This window comes from Bacteroides caccae (genome assembly GCF_002222615.2).
Classification (GTDB): domain Bacteria; phylum Bacteroidota; class Bacteroidia; order Bacteroidales; family Bacteroidaceae; genus Bacteroides; species Bacteroides caccae.
Genome location: NZ_CP022412.2, coordinates 1271199 through 1286738 on the forward strand (window position 1 = coordinate 1271199; position 15540 = coordinate 1286738).

General features: G+C 38.7%; 17 protein-coding genes. 15 read left to right on the top strand and 2 right to left on the bottom strand.

Annotated features, from left to right (window positions below):
• Positions 1–7: 7 nt before the first annotated feature.
• The gene (locus tag CGC64_RS04900; RefSeq protein WP_005679290.1) at positions 8–1021 is read left to right on the top strand and encodes a GNAT family N-acetyltransferase; all 1014 of its coding nucleotides are present in this window, start codon (positions 8–10) and stop codon (positions 1019–1021) included.
• Here CGC64_RS04900 and CGC64_RS04905 read toward each other — a convergent pair.
• Complete coding sequence (locus tag CGC64_RS04905; RefSeq protein WP_032838457.1) at positions 993–2339, bottom strand: deoxyguanosinetriphosphate triphosphohydrolase; 1347 nt, start codon at positions 2337–2339, stop codon at positions 993–995. The two genes, CGC64_RS04900 and CGC64_RS04905, sit on opposite strands and share 29 nt — an antisense overlap.
• A 125-nt stretch (positions 2340–2464) precedes the next feature.
• On the opposite strand from CGC64_RS04905, the gene dut reads away from it, so the two are divergent.
• The 9 genes from dut to CGC64_RS04955 all read left to right on the top strand — a co-directional run bounded on the left by dut (position 2465) and on the right by CGC64_RS04955 (position 10806).
• The gene (dut, locus tag CGC64_RS04910; RefSeq protein WP_005679292.1) at positions 2465–2899 is read left to right on the top strand and encodes a dUTP diphosphatase; all 435 of its coding nucleotides are present in this window, start codon (positions 2465–2467) and stop codon (positions 2897–2899) included.
• A complete protein-coding gene (locus CGC64_RS04915) occupies positions 2896–4740 on the top strand; it encodes a tetratricopeptide repeat protein (RefSeq protein ID WP_032855503.1) in 1845 nt (614 codons plus the stop codon). The genes dut and CGC64_RS04915 overlap by 4 nt, the downstream gene beginning before the upstream one ends.
• A complete protein-coding gene (locus tag CGC64_RS04920) occupies positions 4737–5303 on the top strand; it encodes a DUF4292 domain-containing protein (protein ID WP_005679295.1) in 567 nt (188 codons plus the stop codon). Before CGC64_RS04915 ends, CGC64_RS04920 begins: the two co-directional genes overlap by 4 nt.
• Positions 5300–6607 carry a murein hydrolase activator EnvC family protein gene (locus CGC64_RS04925; RefSeq protein ID WP_005679296.1) on the top strand — a complete coding sequence of 436 codons (1308 nt, stop codon included), beginning with the start codon at positions 5300–5302 and terminating at the stop codon, positions 6605–6607. The genes CGC64_RS04920 and CGC64_RS04925 overlap by 4 nt, the downstream gene beginning before the upstream one ends.
• Before the next feature lie 255 nt (positions 6608–6862).
• On the top strand, positions 6863–7993 hold the full coding sequence (locus CGC64_RS04930; protein ID WP_005679297.1) for an aldose epimerase family protein: 1131 nt from the start codon (positions 6863–6865) through the stop codon (positions 7991–7993).
• 124 nt (positions 7994–8117) lie between these two features.
• On the top strand, positions 8118–8693 hold the full coding sequence (locus CGC64_RS04935; protein WP_005679298.1) for a DNA-3-methyladenine glycosylase I: 576 nt from the start codon (positions 8118–8120) through the stop codon (positions 8691–8693).
• Between the two features lie 174 nt (positions 8694–8867).
• A complete protein-coding gene (locus CGC64_RS04940) occupies positions 8868–9668 on the top strand; it encodes a hypothetical protein (protein ID WP_005679299.1) in 801 nt (266 codons plus the stop codon).
• Between the two features lie 471 nt (positions 9669–10139).
• Positions 10140–10442 carry a hypothetical protein gene (locus CGC64_RS04950; protein ID WP_005679300.1) on the top strand — a complete coding sequence of 101 codons (303 nt, stop codon included), beginning with the start codon at positions 10140–10142 and terminating at the stop codon, positions 10440–10442.
• 1 nt (position 10443) lies between these two features.
• The gene (locus CGC64_RS04955; RefSeq protein WP_005679302.1) at positions 10444–10806 is read left to right on the top strand and encodes a hypothetical protein; all 363 of its coding nucleotides are present in this window, start codon (positions 10444–10446) and stop codon (positions 10804–10806) included.
• 308 nt (positions 10807–11114) lie between these two features.
• Here CGC64_RS04955 and CGC64_RS04965 read toward each other — a convergent pair whose 3' ends face one another.
• Positions 11115–11765, bottom strand: a complete 651-nt coding sequence (locus CGC64_RS04965; RefSeq protein WP_005679304.1) for a hypothetical protein — start codon at positions 11763–11765, stop codon at positions 11115–11117.
• A 263-nt stretch (positions 11766–12028) separates the two neighbouring features.
• Between CGC64_RS04965 and CGC64_RS04970 the strand changes: the two genes are divergently transcribed.
• The 5 genes from CGC64_RS04970 (at position 12029) to CGC64_RS04995 (ending at position 15312) form a co-directional block, all read left to right on the top strand.
• Positions 12029–12574: a hypothetical protein gene (locus CGC64_RS04970; RefSeq protein ID WP_005679306.1), complete on the top strand. Its 546-nt coding sequence runs from the start codon at positions 12029–12031 to the stop codon at positions 12572–12574.
• 165 nt (positions 12575–12739) lie between these two features.
• Positions 12740–13042: a hypothetical protein gene (locus tag CGC64_RS04980; protein ID WP_005679307.1), complete on the top strand. Its 303-nt coding sequence runs from the start codon at positions 12740–12742 to the stop codon at positions 13040–13042.
• A gap of 5 nt (positions 13043–13047) precedes the next feature.
• A complete protein-coding gene (locus tag CGC64_RS04985; protein WP_005679308.1) occupies positions 13048–13419 on the top strand; it encodes a hypothetical protein in 372 nt (123 codons plus the stop codon).
• 136 nt (positions 13420–13555) lie between these two features.
• Positions 13556–14011, top strand: a complete 456-nt coding sequence (locus CGC64_RS04990) for a tetratricopeptide repeat protein (protein ID WP_005679309.1) — start codon at positions 13556–13558, stop codon at positions 14009–14011.
• A gap of 293 nt (positions 14012–14304) precedes the next feature.
• Positions 14305–15312 carry a DUF2059 domain-containing protein gene (locus CGC64_RS04995; protein WP_032855520.1) on the top strand — a complete coding sequence of 336 codons (1008 nt, stop codon included), beginning with the start codon at positions 14305–14307 and terminating at the stop codon, positions 15310–15312.
• The last annotated feature ends 228 nt before the right edge of the window (positions 15313–15540 follow it).

Consider the following 15540-nt stretch of genomic DNA (forward strand, 5'->3'; position numbering starts at 1 on the left):
AAGGAATATGGAAGATATTATTAAACCGATAAGCAAGGAACTGCTGAAGGCAGAGTTGACGGAGGACAAACGCTTACGAATGACGAATAAGAGTAATAATCAGATTTATATTATTACTCACCTGAACGCTCCTAATGTGATGAGGGAAATCGGTCGTTTGCGTGAGATAGCTTTCCGTGCTGCCGGTGGAGGGACAGGTTTGTCAATGGATATTGATGAATACGACACAATGGAGCATCCTTACAAGCAGTTAATTGTATGGAACCCGGAAGCGGAAGAAATTCTGGGGGGATATCGGTATCTGCTCGGGACAGATGTGCGCTTTGATGAGAAAGGGGCGCCGATTCTGGCTACTTCCCACATGTTCCATTTTTCGGATACTTTTATTAAAGAATATCTGCCTCAAACAATCGAATTGGGACGCTCGTTTGTGACGCTTGAATACCAGTCTACCCGTGCCGGAAGCAAAGGTCTGTTTGCTTTGGATAATCTTTGGGACGGATTGGGGGCGTTGACTGTTGTCATGCCGAATGTGAAATACTTCTTTGGTAAAGTGACCATGTATCCCAGTTATCACCGTCGCGGTCGCGATATGATTCTTTATTTCCTCAAGAAGCATTTCTGTGATAAAGAACATCTGGTGACTCCAATGGACCCGTTAAAATCGGAAACTTCCGAAGAAGAACTGAAAGCGTTGTTCTGCAAGAATACGTTTAAAGAAGATTATAAGATCCTGAATTGTGAGATTCGCAAATTAGGATATAATATTCCACCGTTGGTAAATGCTTATATGAGCTTGAGTCCCACTATGCGTATGTTTGGCACAGCTATCAACTATGAGTTTGGGGATGTAGAAGAAACCGGAATCCTGATTGCTGTAGATGAAATATTGGAGGACAAGCGCATGCGCCACATCCAGACGTTTATTGAAAGTCATCCGGATGCGTTGAAAATGCCTTGTGAGGAGGATGAGGCGTTTACTCCTAAAGTCGTTACACCGCAGGCAGACTGTTGCCGTTAATCTTGCGGTAGAGGTCAAGAGCAAAGACATCGGTCATTCCCGATATATAATCAAGTACCGCCTGTATTCTTTCATAGAGTGCAGGTGCTTTTATATTGTACTGGCTGGAGACCCGGTTAATTAGAAGTTCGGAGTAAGCCTTTCCGGGTGAGGTCACCGCATCTACCATTAACTCAAGTAGGGTACTGATAACCCGGAAGCCGGCTAATTCGATGTCCAGTACATCTCGTGAGCGGTAAATCTTCTTGATCGAAACTTCGGCACAATGCTTGTAAGCCTTTGCCGGACGTTCGGAGATATGTTTGATAAGTGCTTCTTCAAATGTGCCGGAAAGTATTTCTTGCTCGTGTTCCAAAAATACACGTGTACATTCCCGGATTAATAATCCGATCACAGAAGAACGCAGATAAGCGATTTGTTCATTGGTGTCATTTACGATATGGAATGTTTTTTGGATATGCGCCTGCCGTTCTTCGTTGAAGTATGCCATTAGCAGTTCTTTAGTTTCTTCGGTTGTGAGAATTTTCAATTTATGGGCGTCTTCAATGTCCATCATCTGATAACAGATATCATCGGCAGCTTCTACCAGGTATACCAGTGGGTGGCGTGCATATTTCAGCGGGTGTTCGTTGAGCAAAGTAAGCCCCAGTTCCGTAGCAATTCTGTGAAAACTCTCTTCTTCGCTGACAAAGAAGCCGAATTTTGATTTCGTACCTGCAAGACTGGATGAAAAAGGGTATTTCACAATGGAAGCTAATGTCGTGTAAGTCATGGCAAATCCTCCTTTCCGGCGTCCTTCAAATTGGTGTGTGAGCAGTCGGAATGCGTTCGCATTTCCTTCAAAATGTGTCAAATCTTCCCATTCCATCGAAGAAAGTTGTTCTCCATCCGGTTGCTTGTCCTTTAAGAATTGTCCTTTACCTTCAGAAAAAAAAGTAGATATGGCCCGTTCGCCGGAATGTCCGAAAGGCGGGTTGCCCAAGTCGTGCGCCAGGCAGGCAGCGGAAACGATAGAACCTATTTCCGGTAGGAAAGACTCCTGCAGTTCGGGCTGGCGCTCAAGAATCGCTTTTGCGACGTCATTTCCTAACGAACGTCCGACACAGGATACTTCAAGGCTGTGTGTGAGCCGGTTGTGTACGAAGATACTGCCCGGTAAGGGGAATACTTGGGTTTTGTTTTGCAGTCGGCGGAAAGGGGCGGAGAAAATGAGGCGGTCATAGTCCCGTTGAAATTCCGAACGGTTTTCCTGGCGTTCTTCATGGAACTCTTCCATTCCGAAGCGTTTTGCAGATATTAATTGGTTCCAATTCATCATTTTAATCATTATTTCGTTATTTACCATTCACAAATTAGTTGCCGGTACATTATTTAACTGCAAACTTAACTATTTTTCAGTTCAAAATGTGTATTTTCGCCCGTTAATATAGTAAACGTGTATTTATGAATATTCAAGTTATCAATAAATCGAAGCACTCGCTTCCGGCTTATGCCACTGAATTGTCTGCAGGAATGGATATCCGTGCTAATCTTTCCGAACCTATCACATTGGAACCGCTACAACGCTGCCTGGTGCCTACCGGACTATATATTGCTCTTCCACAGGGATTTGAAGCACAAATTCGTCCGCGTAGTGGTTTGGCCATCAAGAAAGGGATTACCGTTCTCAATTCTCCGGGAACCATTGATGCAGATTATCGGGGAGAGATTTGTATTATTTTAGTTAATCTGTCATCGGAAACTTTTGTGATTGAAGACGGTGAACGTATTGCACAAATGGTGATAGCAAAACATGAACAGGCCGTATGGCAGGAAGTGGAAGTATTGGATGAAACGGAACGGGGAGCCGGCGGCTTCGGTCACACAGGAAAAAAATGAAAAGGATACTATTATTCTCGTTGTTAAGTACTTTGCTGCTTACTTCCTGCATGGCTGTGCAAGTGGTGGGGAGTGTAGCAGGAGGTGCGGTTATGGTGTCGGGATATGCTCTTGGCGCGAATGCAGTTACAAAGAAGGTTAAGAAAAAGAAGGATAAAAAGAAAAAAGTTCAGAAGGAAGAAGCTTTGGCTTCTCAATTAACAGAGGAGCAACAGCGTAAGTATGACTATTTTTTTCTGGAAGCCATGCGGATGAAAGAAAAGAAAGAGTATGACGCGGCTTTCGGATTGTTGGAACATTGTCTGGACATTCACCCGAATGCTTCTTCTGCGCTTTACGAAATATCCCAGTATTATATGTTTCTCCGTCAAGTGCCGCAAGGGCAGGCAGCCTTGGAAAAGGCTGTGACTTATGCACCTGATAATTACTGGTATAGTCAAGGGCTGGTGAGTCTGTATCAACAACAGAATGAGTTGGATAAAGCTGTTACGTTGCTTGAAGAAATGGTAACCCGTTTCCCGACCAAGCAAGATCCTCTGTTCAATCTTCTCGATATCTATGGACGACAGGAGAAGTACAGTGATGTAATTTCTACACTGAACCGGCTGGAAAAACGCTTAGGTAAGAATGAACAGTTGTCGATGGAGAAATTCCGTATTTATCTTCAGATGAAGGATGACAAGAAGGCTTTTCAGGAAATAGAGAGTCTTGTCAATGAATATCCGGCAGATATGCGTTATCAAGTGATACTGGGGGATGTATATCTTCAAAATGGAAAAAAAGAGGAAGCATATGAGGCTTATCAGAAGGTATTGTCAGTAGAACCGGATAATCCAATGGCTCTCTTTTCAATGGCATCTTATTATGAACAGACGGGTCAGAAGGAATTATACCAGCAACAACTCGATACGTTATTGCTGAATAAGAAAGTTACTCCGGATACAAAAATCAGTGTCATGCGTCAGGTGATTGTGGAGAATGAACAATCATCGGTAAAAGATAGTACGGAAGTGATCGCCTTGTTTGACCGGATGATGGAACAAGATCTGGATGATCCGCAGGTTCCGATGCTTTATGCACAATATCTGTTGTCGAAAAGTATGGAAGCAGAGGCGGTGCCGGTACTGGAACAGGTTGTTGATTTGGATCCGACTAATAAAGCTGCCCGTCTTATGCTGATAAGTGCGGCGATAAAGAAGGAAGACTATAAACAGATTATAAAAGTCTGCGAACCGGGTATTGAGGCTACTCCGGATGCATTGGATTTCTATTATTATCTAGCCATTGCCTATCATCAGGCAGAACAGCCGGACAGTGTGTTGAGCGTTTGTACCAAGGCGCTGGAACGTGTGACGACTGACACGCGGAAAGAAATAGTCTCGAATTTCTACTCAATTATGGGGGATATCTATCATACCAAGAAACAAATGAAGGAAGCATACGCAGCCTATGATTCGGCTTTAGTGTATAATCCGTCCAATATTGGTACATTGAATAATTATGCTTATTATTTGTCCGTGGAACGCCGCGATCTGGATAAGGCGGAAGAAATGAGTTACAAGACGGTGAAGGCCGAACCTAACAATGCCACTTATCTCGACACATACGCTTGGATTCTTTTTGAGAAGGGCAACTATGCAGAAGCTCGTATCTACATTGATAATGCAATGAAGAGTGACGAAGAAAAGAGTGATGTGGTTGTGGAACACTGCGGTGATATCTATTTTATGACCGGTGATGTGGAAGGTGCACTGAAATACTGGAAGAAAGCATTGGAAATGGGTAGTGAATCGAAAACACTGAAAGAGAAAATAGAAAAGAAGAAATATATTGCAGAATGAAAAGAATAGTTTTTCTATTGTTGGTTGTAGTTGTGCTGGCCGGGTGTAAGAGCTCGAAGCATTTGGCGACTTCGGAGAAGAATGTTCAGGTGTCCAGCTATCTGACTTCCAAACTTCAATTGACTATTCCCGGTAAAAAGGGGGGAAGTATGTCTGTTGGGGGAACTATGAAGATGAAAACCCATGAGCGGGTACAAATATCCTTATTAATGCCTATCTTGCGTACGGAAGTAGCGCGTGTGGAAGTTACTCCTGACGGTGTGCTATTGGTAGACCGGATGAACAAACGTTTTGTCCGTGCCACCAAAGATGAATTGAAGGGCATGCTGCCGAAGAATGCAGAATTTTCCCGTCTGGAGAAGATATTGTTGGATGCCTCTTTGCCCGGTGGGAAGACGGAATTGTCCGGAAAAGATATAGGCATTCCTTCGTTGGAAAAGGCTAAAGTCCAACTTTATGAGTTCTCGACAAAAGAATTTTCAATGACTCCTACGGAACTTACTTCTAAATATCGGCAAGTTCCCTTGGAAGAATTAGTAAAAATGCTGGTAGCTTTCTTATGATGAAACATTTCTTTGTAATTCTGATTGGTTGCTTATGGTTGGCAATTCCTCTTTTCGCTCAGTCGAACAAGCTGATTCGTGAGTTGGAAAGCAAACGTGGTGCGCTGCAAAAGCAGATCTCCGAGACGGAATCAATCTTGAAGGATACAAAGAAAGATGTGGGTAGTCAGTTGAATAGTCTGGCGGTATTGACCGGCCAGATCGAGGAGCGGAAACGTTATATCATTGCTATCAATAATGACGTGGAAGCGATAGAACGTGAACTGACTTCCTTGCAACGTCAGTTGAACGGTTTGCAAAAGGATTTGAAGGATAAGAAGAAAAAGTATGAGGCTTCTGTCCAATACTTGTATAAGAACAAGTCGATTGAAGAAAAACTGATGTTTATTTTCTCTGCCAAGAATCTCGGGCAGACTTACCGCCGTATGCGCTATGTTCGTGAATATGCTACTTATCAACGGTTGCAAGGTGAGGAAATCCTGAAGAAACAGGAACAGATACGGAAGAAAAAGGTGGAACGGGAACAGGTGAAAGCCGCTAAAGAAAGTCTGTTGAAAGAGCGTGAAGGCGAGAAGACCAAACTGGAAGCGCAGGAGAAGGAAAAACGTACGCTTGTGGCCAATCTGCAAAAGAAACAGAGAGGGTTGCAAGGTGAGATCAATAAGAAACGGAGAGAAGCTAACCAATTGAATGCCCGCATTGACAAGTTGATTGCAGAAGAAATAGAACGTGCCCGCAAGCGTGCCGAGGAAGAAGCCCGACGCGAGGCTGCCGCCCGTAAGAAAGCGGAGGGTAAAGAAAGTCAAACTGCCGGAACCGGAACAACCGTTAAAACGAACTCGAAGCCTCTGGAAACTTATACAATGAGTAAAGCCGACCGGGAATTGTCCGGCAATTTTGCAGCCAATCGGGGAAAACTTCCTATGCCTATATCCGGTGCTTATATTATCACCAGCCATTATGGACAATATGCTGTGGAAGGTCTTCGTAATGTGAAACTGGATAATAAAGGTATTGATATCCAAGGAAAGCCGGGAGCACAGGCACGTGCTATCTTTGACGGAAAAGTCGCAGCAGTATTCCAGTTGAATGGATTATTTAATGTGCTAATCCGCCATGGCAACTATATTTCCGTTTACTGTAACTTATCATCGGCTTCTGTAAAGTCCGGCGACATGGTGAAGACCAAGCAATCTATCGGACAAGTTTTCTCTGACGGCACTGATAATGGAAGAACGGTATTGCACTTCCAGTTACGCCGGGAGAAAGAGAAACTGAATCCGGAACCTTGGCTGAACCGATAGTCAAGCAATGTAAGGCATACGTATACAAGAAATATGTCAAAACTAAATCTTTTCTAGGTAAGTTATTGCAAATGAAGGGTGTATTTGGCATCTTTTTTCTAATGTATTATTCTAAAAGTTGAATTAATGATTAATTTTTATCCTTTATTGAACAATTTGTTTTAAAAAAACAATTAGTTTTTTCTCATCTTTGTAGAATGAATTTTAGATTTCTTTTGGTAAGTCTGTTTAATAGTAATTAATTAATAAAACACCATGAAAAAGTTATGTGTATGGGCAGTTGCCGCCCTTTTAATGGCAGCTTGTACACCGAAAGCCGAGAAAGCTACGGATTCCGGTCTATTACAGAGTAATTTCCGTACGGAAGTGGACGGAAAGAAAACCGATCTCTACATTCTGCGCAACAAGAACAATATGGAAGTTTGCATCACGAACTTTGGCGGACGCATTGTTTCTGTCATGGTTCCCGATAAGGACGGACAGATGCGTGATGTAGTTCTTGGTTTCGATTCCATTCAGGATTATATCAGCAAACCTTCCGACTTCGGTGCAAGCATTGGACGTTATGCTAACCGTATCAATCAGGGTAAGTTTACGTTGGACGGCGTAGAATATCAGCTTCCCCGTAATAACTACGGCCATTGCCTGCACGGAGGTCCGCAAGGGTTCCAGTATCGGGTGTATGACGCCGTACAATTGAATCCGCAGGAATTGCAACTGACTTATGTGGCAAAAGATGGTGAAGAAGGTTTTCCGGGAAACATTACTTGTAAAGTGCTAATGAAACTGACTGACGACAATGCAATCGATATTCAGTATGAAGCGGAGACGGATAAACCGACTATTGTCAATATGACCAACCACTCTTATTTTAATCTGGATGGCGATGCGGGCAGCAACGCAGAGCATCTGCTGACTATTGATGCAGATTATTATACTCCGGTGGACAGCACCTTTATGACTACCGGTGAAATAGTTCCGGTAGAAGATACTCCAATGGATTTCCGTACACCAATGCCGGTGGGAGAACGTATCAACGATTTCGACTTTGTGCAACTGAAGAACGGTAATGGTTATGATCACAACTGGGTATTGAATGCCAAAGGCGATATTAACCGTAGGGCTGCTTCATTGAAATCTCAGAAAACAGGTATTGTATTGGATGTATATACCAATGAACCGGGAGTTCAGGTATATGCCGGAAACTTCCTTGATGGTTCGCTGACCGGAAAGAAAGGTATTACCTATAATCAACGTGCTTCCGTATGTCTTGAAACACAGAAATATCCGGATACTCCGAACAAGCCTGAATGGCCTTCGGCTGTTCTGCGTCCGGGCGAGAAATACATGAGCCAGTGTATTTTTAAATTCTCGGTGGACAAGTAATACAGATTAGTTCCAAGCGTTTCGTTATAGGGGTATTTGTAATAACAGAAATAATCCCGTTAAATGTGAGCAGTCAATATCTGATGTTTTAGATGTTGACTGCTTAATAATAATATAAAAGAGTATGGAAGATCTGATAAATGCACGTTGCGGCTGGGCCGGAACAGATGAATTATACATAAAATACCATGACGAAGAATGGGGCCAACCCGTTACTGATGACAGAACTCTATTTGAGTTCTTGGTACTCGAAAGTGCTCAGGCAGGACTATCCTGGATTACTATCCTTCGAAAGCGTGAAGGATACCGGGAAGCCTTTCATCATTTTGATGTGGAGAAAGTAGCACAAATGACACAGGAAGATATCGAACGGTTAATGCAATATGATGGAATCGTCAAAAATCGGTTGAAGATCAATAGTACAATCAATAATGCAAAACTATTTATAGCTATTCAGAAAGAGTACGGTAGTTTCTACAAATACACCTTATCATTCTTCCCCAAACAACGGGCTGTTGTCAATAATTTTAAAACTTTAAGTCAGGTTCCGGCTACATCTCCCGAATCGGACGCTATGAGCAAAGACATGAGAAAGCGAGGCTTCAAGTTTTTTGGATCAACTATTTGTTATGCTTTTTTGCAGGCTGCCGGTTTTGTGAATGATCATTTGGAAGATTGTTTCTGTAAAGCTGTTCGATAAAAGAAAGCGAGGGATAACCTAATGTGTAACATGCTTTAAAAACGATGAAGGTGCAATTATCTCGTTTGATAATACATCTTTTTTATCTTGTGAAGAAGAATATTGATGATGATTGACTATGTGAATATTCTTTTCGCTATATTTGTAATTCAAGAGCACAAGATAAAGTAAGTAATGAAATTTTCGACTTATTCTTTTAAACAGTTACTGTCAGGAGGTTTGCTTTGTTGTTTGATTCTGTTGGCAGCTTATATATTTCAGGCATTTTTTCCTGGAATGTATGTTGATGCATTCTCATCTTCTATGCATCTATTGATGTGGTTGACTCTCTTTGTGGGGGCATTACTGTGGACATTTCATGAGAAGGGAGAACCCTTTGGCATTTCTGAGGTGATAGATTGGCAGTTCATTGCAGCTTTTATTTTGATTACAGCAGATGAAATTTATATGATTATGCCGAGAGAAATCCATATGGAAATAGCACCGGTATTATCTGAGTATACTATTCCTGTGTTAGCCGTTATTGGTATAATGGTAGCCGCTACAATAAAAGTCTCTATTACACTGTATCATAAATTGGCGGACGAACGTCGGCAGGCTATTCTTCAAGCTCAAAAAATACAGCAATTGCTAGATTCTCCTCCACCAGAACAGAAAGGAATTTCTTTCTTGCGTAAGCTCGTAGAGAATCAATCTATTGCTCAATTCTCGGCCAAAGACTATCTTTTGCTGGTGAAAGGATGCCAAATTGTTGATCCTGAGTTCTTTAATTGGCTTAAGAAGCAGGATTTCCAACTTCCACCGCGAGATATTGTATTATGTGTGTTGATTCGGATGTATAAGAAAAAAGAGGAAATATTATCCATATTTTGTATTACTGATGGGACTTATCGTACGATGAGGTCTCGTGCTCGAAAGCGTTTAGGGCTTGACGACAAGGATTTGGACGTTTTTCTTCAAAAGGAATTAAAATAATAACTTTTGTAAAGTACCTGCCAATCGTATAAATGTGTCAATAATAGTCAAACTCCCACCCATGATGATGTAATAGAATCACATTCTTTTATTAGAGTATGGTTCTTGTGGAAATATCCTTATTGCTCCTATTACAAGTGTTATACGTGCGAGAAGTTCAAAGAAGATAATATTTGCATAAAAAATAGTTTATCTAGTTAGGGCTTGATTTAATGCATATTTGTAATGTTACAATATAAAATTATCTAATCTTTTTATGATTCTAAGTGCTTGAAAATAAAAGGTGTAGTGCTGAGAGAATGTAACATTTACTTGTATAAGATTTATTTTCAGTTTATCTTTGACAAAACTTTAATAACTATCTGAATATGAGAAAAAGATTTGAAGAATCGTTTTTTTTTTCTTTATTAGCTATAATTAGTTGCTTGTTTTTATTTAATCGTAATGAGCATATATACAAAATAGTAGGTTATGATAGGATTTGAAATATATATTAACGATGAGAAGCCTATAATAATGGCTTCAGATCATGTTGTATCTGTAATACTCGGGTATGGTTATCCTTTGGGTTCTACTATTAGTTTGATCGGTCGTGATTGTTCTAACGATCTTACTTGGCTTAAAGGTAAGCCGGAGATTGGTGATAAGATAATAATAAAAGTTATTGAAAGAGATGAGGTGTCACCATGTAAAAAGACGAAATGTGACAGGGAATGGATGATACAACAGTATGAACAACTCAAAATTAAACTTCAAGAGAAAGGACTTATATAGGATGAAAGGAATTATTGTAAAATATAAAGATATAGTATGCAAAGCTGGTATTCCTCACTGCGGGACACTTTTCACCGCTGACATTACTTGGCATAGTGGCGCATATTGGAGTGTTGGAGGTTTGAAAATGCCTGAAGAAGTACACTTTATATGGAATGGCAGCATATTAGAGGTGGGAGATGTAATAGAAGTGGAAGTAGCCGAATTTGATGAGGCTTCAACACCTGTTTCAGAAGAAAAACACAGTTCTCTGATAGAAAAGATGTCGGAGAGAGTAGAGGATTATTCAAAAGATTTAGAACTTTATTATCAGTTGAAAAAAATGTTGGAGGATGAGAATTTGATAGAAGTGGTTGATGATTGATTTGGACGTTTTCTTCAAAAGGAATTAAAATAATAACTTTTGTAAAGTACCTGCCAATCGTATAAATGTGTCAATAATAGTCAAACTCCCACCCATGATGATATAATAGAACCACACTCTTTTATTAGAGTATGGTTCTTGTGGGAATATACTGATTGCTCCTATTACAAGTGTTATACGTGCGAGAAGTTCAAAGAAGATAATTAGGAAATCTTGAAATGTGTAGTTGAGGTTATCAATAAAGCGATGAAGATAACACATTGCAATACTGATAAGCCACATTACATTATTTAGAACTATATATATAATTATTTTCTTATACATGTTTTATAGTCTGCGTCTGCTATATCTTTGTTTCTTTCATACTTAGCTAATGCTTGTGTATAACAATAATTTGTAGAAGACTCTTGTCTACATTTTATGATAGCATTATCATAATCTGCTTTTGCTTGTGCATACGCTATCTGTTTATTTGTTTCGCAACTATTAGCATTACCTTCTGTTCGTGTCTTTATAAGTGTTTTTCCTGTAAATTCACGACTTTCAGCATACTGCATGAATAGTAACATACGTTCATCCTCGCTTAGTCTGGAGAACCCAGTGTGCAAAAGTAAGTTTTCCTTGGCTTCATTCATCTGTTGGAGTTCTTTTTCTAAATTTGCTTTTCCGATAAACTCTTCCATATAATCATCATCGTTTAAATTTTCCATGAGTTTGTTATACTCTTCTGCGCTCAAGGTTGAAGTGTAAGCTTGAAACTTATCTGATAGAAGTTCACTGTTCCTTTCAAATTCCCCAAATTCATCAGAAGTTGCTATGGTATCAATAAGGAGTTTTGTATCATACATTTGCTCATCATTATAATCATTCGAATTACAACTATTGAAAAAAGTTGTTGCAAGTACAACACAGATAATGGCTGTTACATGGAGGCTAATTTTTTTCTTTGAGTTAATCATATCCGTTCGAGTTAGTTTGTTGTGGGTACAAAGTAACGAAAAATAGTTTTGTTTTAAAGATAATATTTGCATAAAAAATAGTTTATCTAGTTAGGTCTTGATTTAATGCATATTTGTAATGTTACAATATAGGGTTATCTAATCTTTTCTGTGATTATAAGTGATTGAAAATTAATGGTATAGTATTGAAAGGGATGTAACACTTACTTGTATAAGATTTATTTTCAGTTTATCTTTGACAAAACTTTGATACACCTCTGAATATGAGAAAAAGACTTGAAGAATCGTTTCTATTTTTTTTATTTACTATAATTATTTGCTTGCTTTTATTTAATTGCAATGAGCATATATACAAGATATATAGTAATCAGTCGTTTGAAGACATTTGCTCTATTGCATATAAAAATGAAAAGGCATTTTGTATAGTCTTAGTAGATTCTACTCAAGAGTTGTCTCGAAGGTATTGTCTAAACTTGAAGAATAAAGGTTTTGTAGATACAAGCAAAGCTATTTATAATATTGCAGATGTTAACGTTTCTTCAAATGCTTGGTATATGAAATGGCTTTGTCCTCTATCACTACCTTTGACATGTGTGTTTTCAGATACTGGGACACTCATTGATTTAATTCCTAGAGCAACTAAAGAAACTTTTTTATATACAACCGAGGCGATTTCTGATATGAAAATAACTAATTATCATTATCCTAACCGCTTTAAAATTCCTAAATATAATGTTATCCATTTGTTGAATCAAGTTTTGAAGTGTAAAATGGATTTGAATCGTGGTATGTGCGAGTCAGCAAAGTAGTAATACAAGTTATTGTAATAGAAAATATAATGAATGTATGGAGGGGAAAGAACATAGTGGACTAAATTCTGGTGGTTGGGGGTATTCCGAATGTAGGCGCTGTTATGAATACTGTTTAGCCCAAGGAGGAATATGGGATTGTCCTCGTCCTCACTAAAAAAAATTATGATAGGATTTGAAATAAGAATTAATAACCGGGAGCCTGTGATTATTACATCCTATGATGTAGCGTTTGTAATGGTGAACTGTAACTATTCATTTGACGATAACATTTATATAGGAGGGACAGACACTTTGAGCAGGCTTGTTTGGGTCGATGAGAACTTAAAAATAGGCGATAAGGTTGTAATAAAAGTAGTTGAAATATCAAAAGTGTCTCCTCCTATGAAAGTAATCTATGATAAAGATAAAATGAAAATAAAATATGAACAACTAAAAGTTGAACTTAAAGTAAAAGGGCTTATATAATTTGTATGAAAGGACTTATTGTAAAATCTAAAGATAAAACATGCAAGGCGGGCATTCCTCAGTGTGGAGTAGGGATCGTTGCTAATATTACTTGGCATAGTGGTCTGACTTGGACTCTTAGTGGTTTAAAAATGCCTGAAGAAATACATTTGGTATGGAACGGAGGTATGTTGGACATAGGAGATGTAGTAGAAGTGGAAATTGCAGAGTTTGATGAAGCCTCAACTCCTGTTGCGGAAGATAAACACTGTTGCTTAATGGAAGAACAATCAGATAGTGTAGATGAATCGAAAGATTTAGAACATAAATTAAATCTTTATTATCGGTTGAAAAAAATATTGGAGGATGAGAATTTGATAGAAGTGGTTGATGATTGATTTTGATCGTTTTTGGTCAAAAGGTGATAGAAGCGTTTGTAAAATACAAAGATGATCTTTTAGAATAATTTGTTTTTGTAGCTGAGTTACATATCGTTTCATTCAGCTACATTACATACTATAAAACCTTTGAAATATGAAATTATATTTTATTCTTTTGTCATTCCTTTTTGTAGGTGTTTGTCATGCTCAAAAGGTAACTCGTATTCTTTGTTCATTTTGGGGGATCTATAATTTAGTGAAACGTGTAATGGCAGAAAAGGAATGGGGAAATACATCCAGGCTTGCATTTTGTGGGGCATCCGGCAAAACTCTTCCGGCTTATGCAGAGTTAGAGAAGAAGTTTGAAAATAATCCTTATTTTCTTTATAACTATGCAGCCATACTTTTGGAAAATAAACAATATGAGGAGAGTTTGACAGTAGCACTGCAATGTCGTAAGTATTGGGCGGACTATGACTTGGAACTTATGATTGGTGAGAACTATCAGGAATTGGATAAGTATGAGTTGGCGGAGAGGTATTATGATAATGCGTCTATGATGTGTCCTTCCCGGTTCCTGCCTCTTTATAAGTTATTTCATTTTAGATGATAACGGACAGCAGAGGTTTATCTATATGTTGTAATAACAGGAGAAATTAATGGAAACTATATAACATTTCCTTGCGTAATAATTAAATAGTGCATATCTTTATAAGAAATATTCTTTTTAGGATCGTTTGGCGGATATTGTTGGTTATTAAAATTGCATACTAATGAAATATGAAGCGTATTTAATTATTCTGGTGGTATGATTCTAAAGAAACTTATGGTACGACTGGACTAAGAATAGAAAATATGATAATATGTTTAGAACATTTGTTTAATAAAGAAAATTTGATGCTTATGAAAAACTTATTTCCTTCCCGAGTAATTGTGTGTGTAATTACACTGCTTACTCTAACTTTTCCGGTCTTTGCACAAACCACGAATGCGACAGATGAATATGAAGAGACATTAAAGAAGATGATGAAGCTTTCCGGTGCTTCGGCTGCTACGGACGATCTTTATCCGAAAATGCTTTCTGTGATGAAACTTAATGCACCGGGAAAAGATGATGCCTACTGGAATGATTTTGCTAAAGACTGGAAAGAAAAAATAGAAAATAGGGTGATTGAACTGTGTATGCCTGCTTATAAGAAACATTTGACATTGGAAGATTTGAAAGCAATTGCCGCGTTTTATGAATCTCCTGTCGGCAGGAAATATAAAGAAAGTTCATTGGCTGTGATGCGTGAAGCAATGCCATTGTTGGTACAGGAACTCCAAACAGAGATGTTTAGAGAGGTGAGACCGGGAATGGATAAACAAATGGTTGAGCACGAACAAGCAATGAAAGAATATGAGCAAAAAAAGAAACGTGATAGAGAGTTGTGTGCACAAGCTTATTTGCTTCCGAAAGACAGTATCGCTGTAGTTCCTGGAAAAGTTTATGAGAACGGAATGTCTACAACTCCTTCATTATATTCGATTGAAAGAAGAAAAAAGGATACAAAAGTGACATTCGTGCAACCTGTTTATTGGGATTCACAATGGCTGTATTATAGTCCGGGATTCAAGATTATAGATAAAGAAAGTGGCGATGAATATAATGTGAGAGGATATGATGGCGGAGCATCTATGGATAGGCTGTTAACCGTTGAAGGATTTAATCATAAATACATTTATATCAGTCTTTTATTCCCAAAATTGAAGAAAAGTGTGAAGGAAATTGATATCCTTGAATTGCCACATGCAAAGGATAAGGAACTATTGCCTTCTAATGATGATGGAAAGGCTAAATCATATTTTAATATAAGAGTGAAAGATTATCAAGCTTCTTCCGGGAAGAAAAATAAAAAAGTCTATTTCTAGTTCAAGATAACTAGTATTGAAATCGCAATGACTGATAATGGACTAAATATATCCTGCTTTTACGGTAAACACAATCGGCATAATAATTGTCCGCTGTTCTTTTATTGGGCCGGATACTTTTGGAAAAGCTCTTTTTATTTTGTATATTTGTAGGAGAATAGTGATGAGTAAAGAACGGAACTAAAGAAGAATGGAAAAGAAAATAGTGCAATATTGCAACAGTGGAAT

Coding starts and splice junctions, on each gene's coding strand:
- CGC64_RS04965 (WP_005679304.1), bottom strand. CDS start 11,765: ATGATTAACTCAAAGAAAAAAATTAGCCTCCATGTAACAGCCATTATC.
- CGC64_RS04925 (WP_005679296.1), top strand. CDS start 5,300: ATGATGAAACATTTCTTTGTAATTCTGATTGGTTGCTTATGGTTGGCA.
- CGC64_RS04900 (WP_005679290.1), top strand. CDS start 8: ATGGAAGATATTATTAAACCGATAAGCAAGGAACTGCTGAAGGCAGAG.
- CGC64_RS04985 (WP_005679308.1), top strand. CDS start 13,048: ATGAAAGGACTTATTGTAAAATCTAAAGATAAAACATGCAAGGCGGGC.
- CGC64_RS04970 (WP_005679306.1), top strand. CDS start 12,029: ATGAGAAAAAGACTTGAAGAATCGTTTCTATTTTTTTTATTTACTATA.
- dut (WP_005679292.1), top strand. CDS start 2,465: ATGAATATTCAAGTTATCAATAAATCGAAGCACTCGCTTCCGGCTTAT.
- CGC64_RS04920 (WP_005679295.1), top strand. CDS start 4,737: ATGAAAAGAATAGTTTTTCTATTGTTGGTTGTAGTTGTGCTGGCCGGG.
- CGC64_RS04995 (WP_032855520.1), top strand. CDS start 14,305: ATGAAAAACTTATTTCCTTCCCGAGTAATTGTGTGTGTAATTACACTG.
- CGC64_RS04915 (WP_032855503.1), top strand. CDS start 2,896: ATGAAAAGGATACTATTATTCTCGTTGTTAAGTACTTTGCTGCTTACT.
- CGC64_RS04990 (WP_005679309.1), top strand. CDS start 13,556: ATGAAATTATATTTTATTCTTTTGTCATTCCTTTTTGTAGGTGTTTGT.
- CGC64_RS04905 (WP_032838457.1), bottom strand. CDS start 2,339: ATGATGAATTGGAACCAATTAATATCTGCAAAACGCTTCGGAATGGAA.
- CGC64_RS04935 (WP_005679298.1), top strand. CDS start 8,118: ATGGAAGATCTGATAAATGCACGTTGCGGCTGGGCCGGAACAGATGAA.
- CGC64_RS04930 (WP_005679297.1), top strand. CDS start 6,863: ATGAAAAAGTTATGTGTATGGGCAGTTGCCGCCCTTTTAATGGCAGCT.
- CGC64_RS04955 (WP_005679302.1), top strand. CDS start 10,444: ATGAAAGGAATTATTGTAAAATATAAAGATATAGTATGCAAAGCTGGT.
- CGC64_RS04980 (WP_005679307.1), top strand. CDS start 12,740: ATGATAGGATTTGAAATAAGAATTAATAACCGGGAGCCTGTGATTATT.
- CGC64_RS04940 (WP_005679299.1), top strand. CDS start 8,868: ATGAAATTTTCGACTTATTCTTTTAAACAGTTACTGTCAGGAGGTTTG.
- CGC64_RS04950 (WP_005679300.1), top strand. CDS start 10,140: ATGATAGGATTTGAAATATATATTAACGATGAGAAGCCTATAATAATG.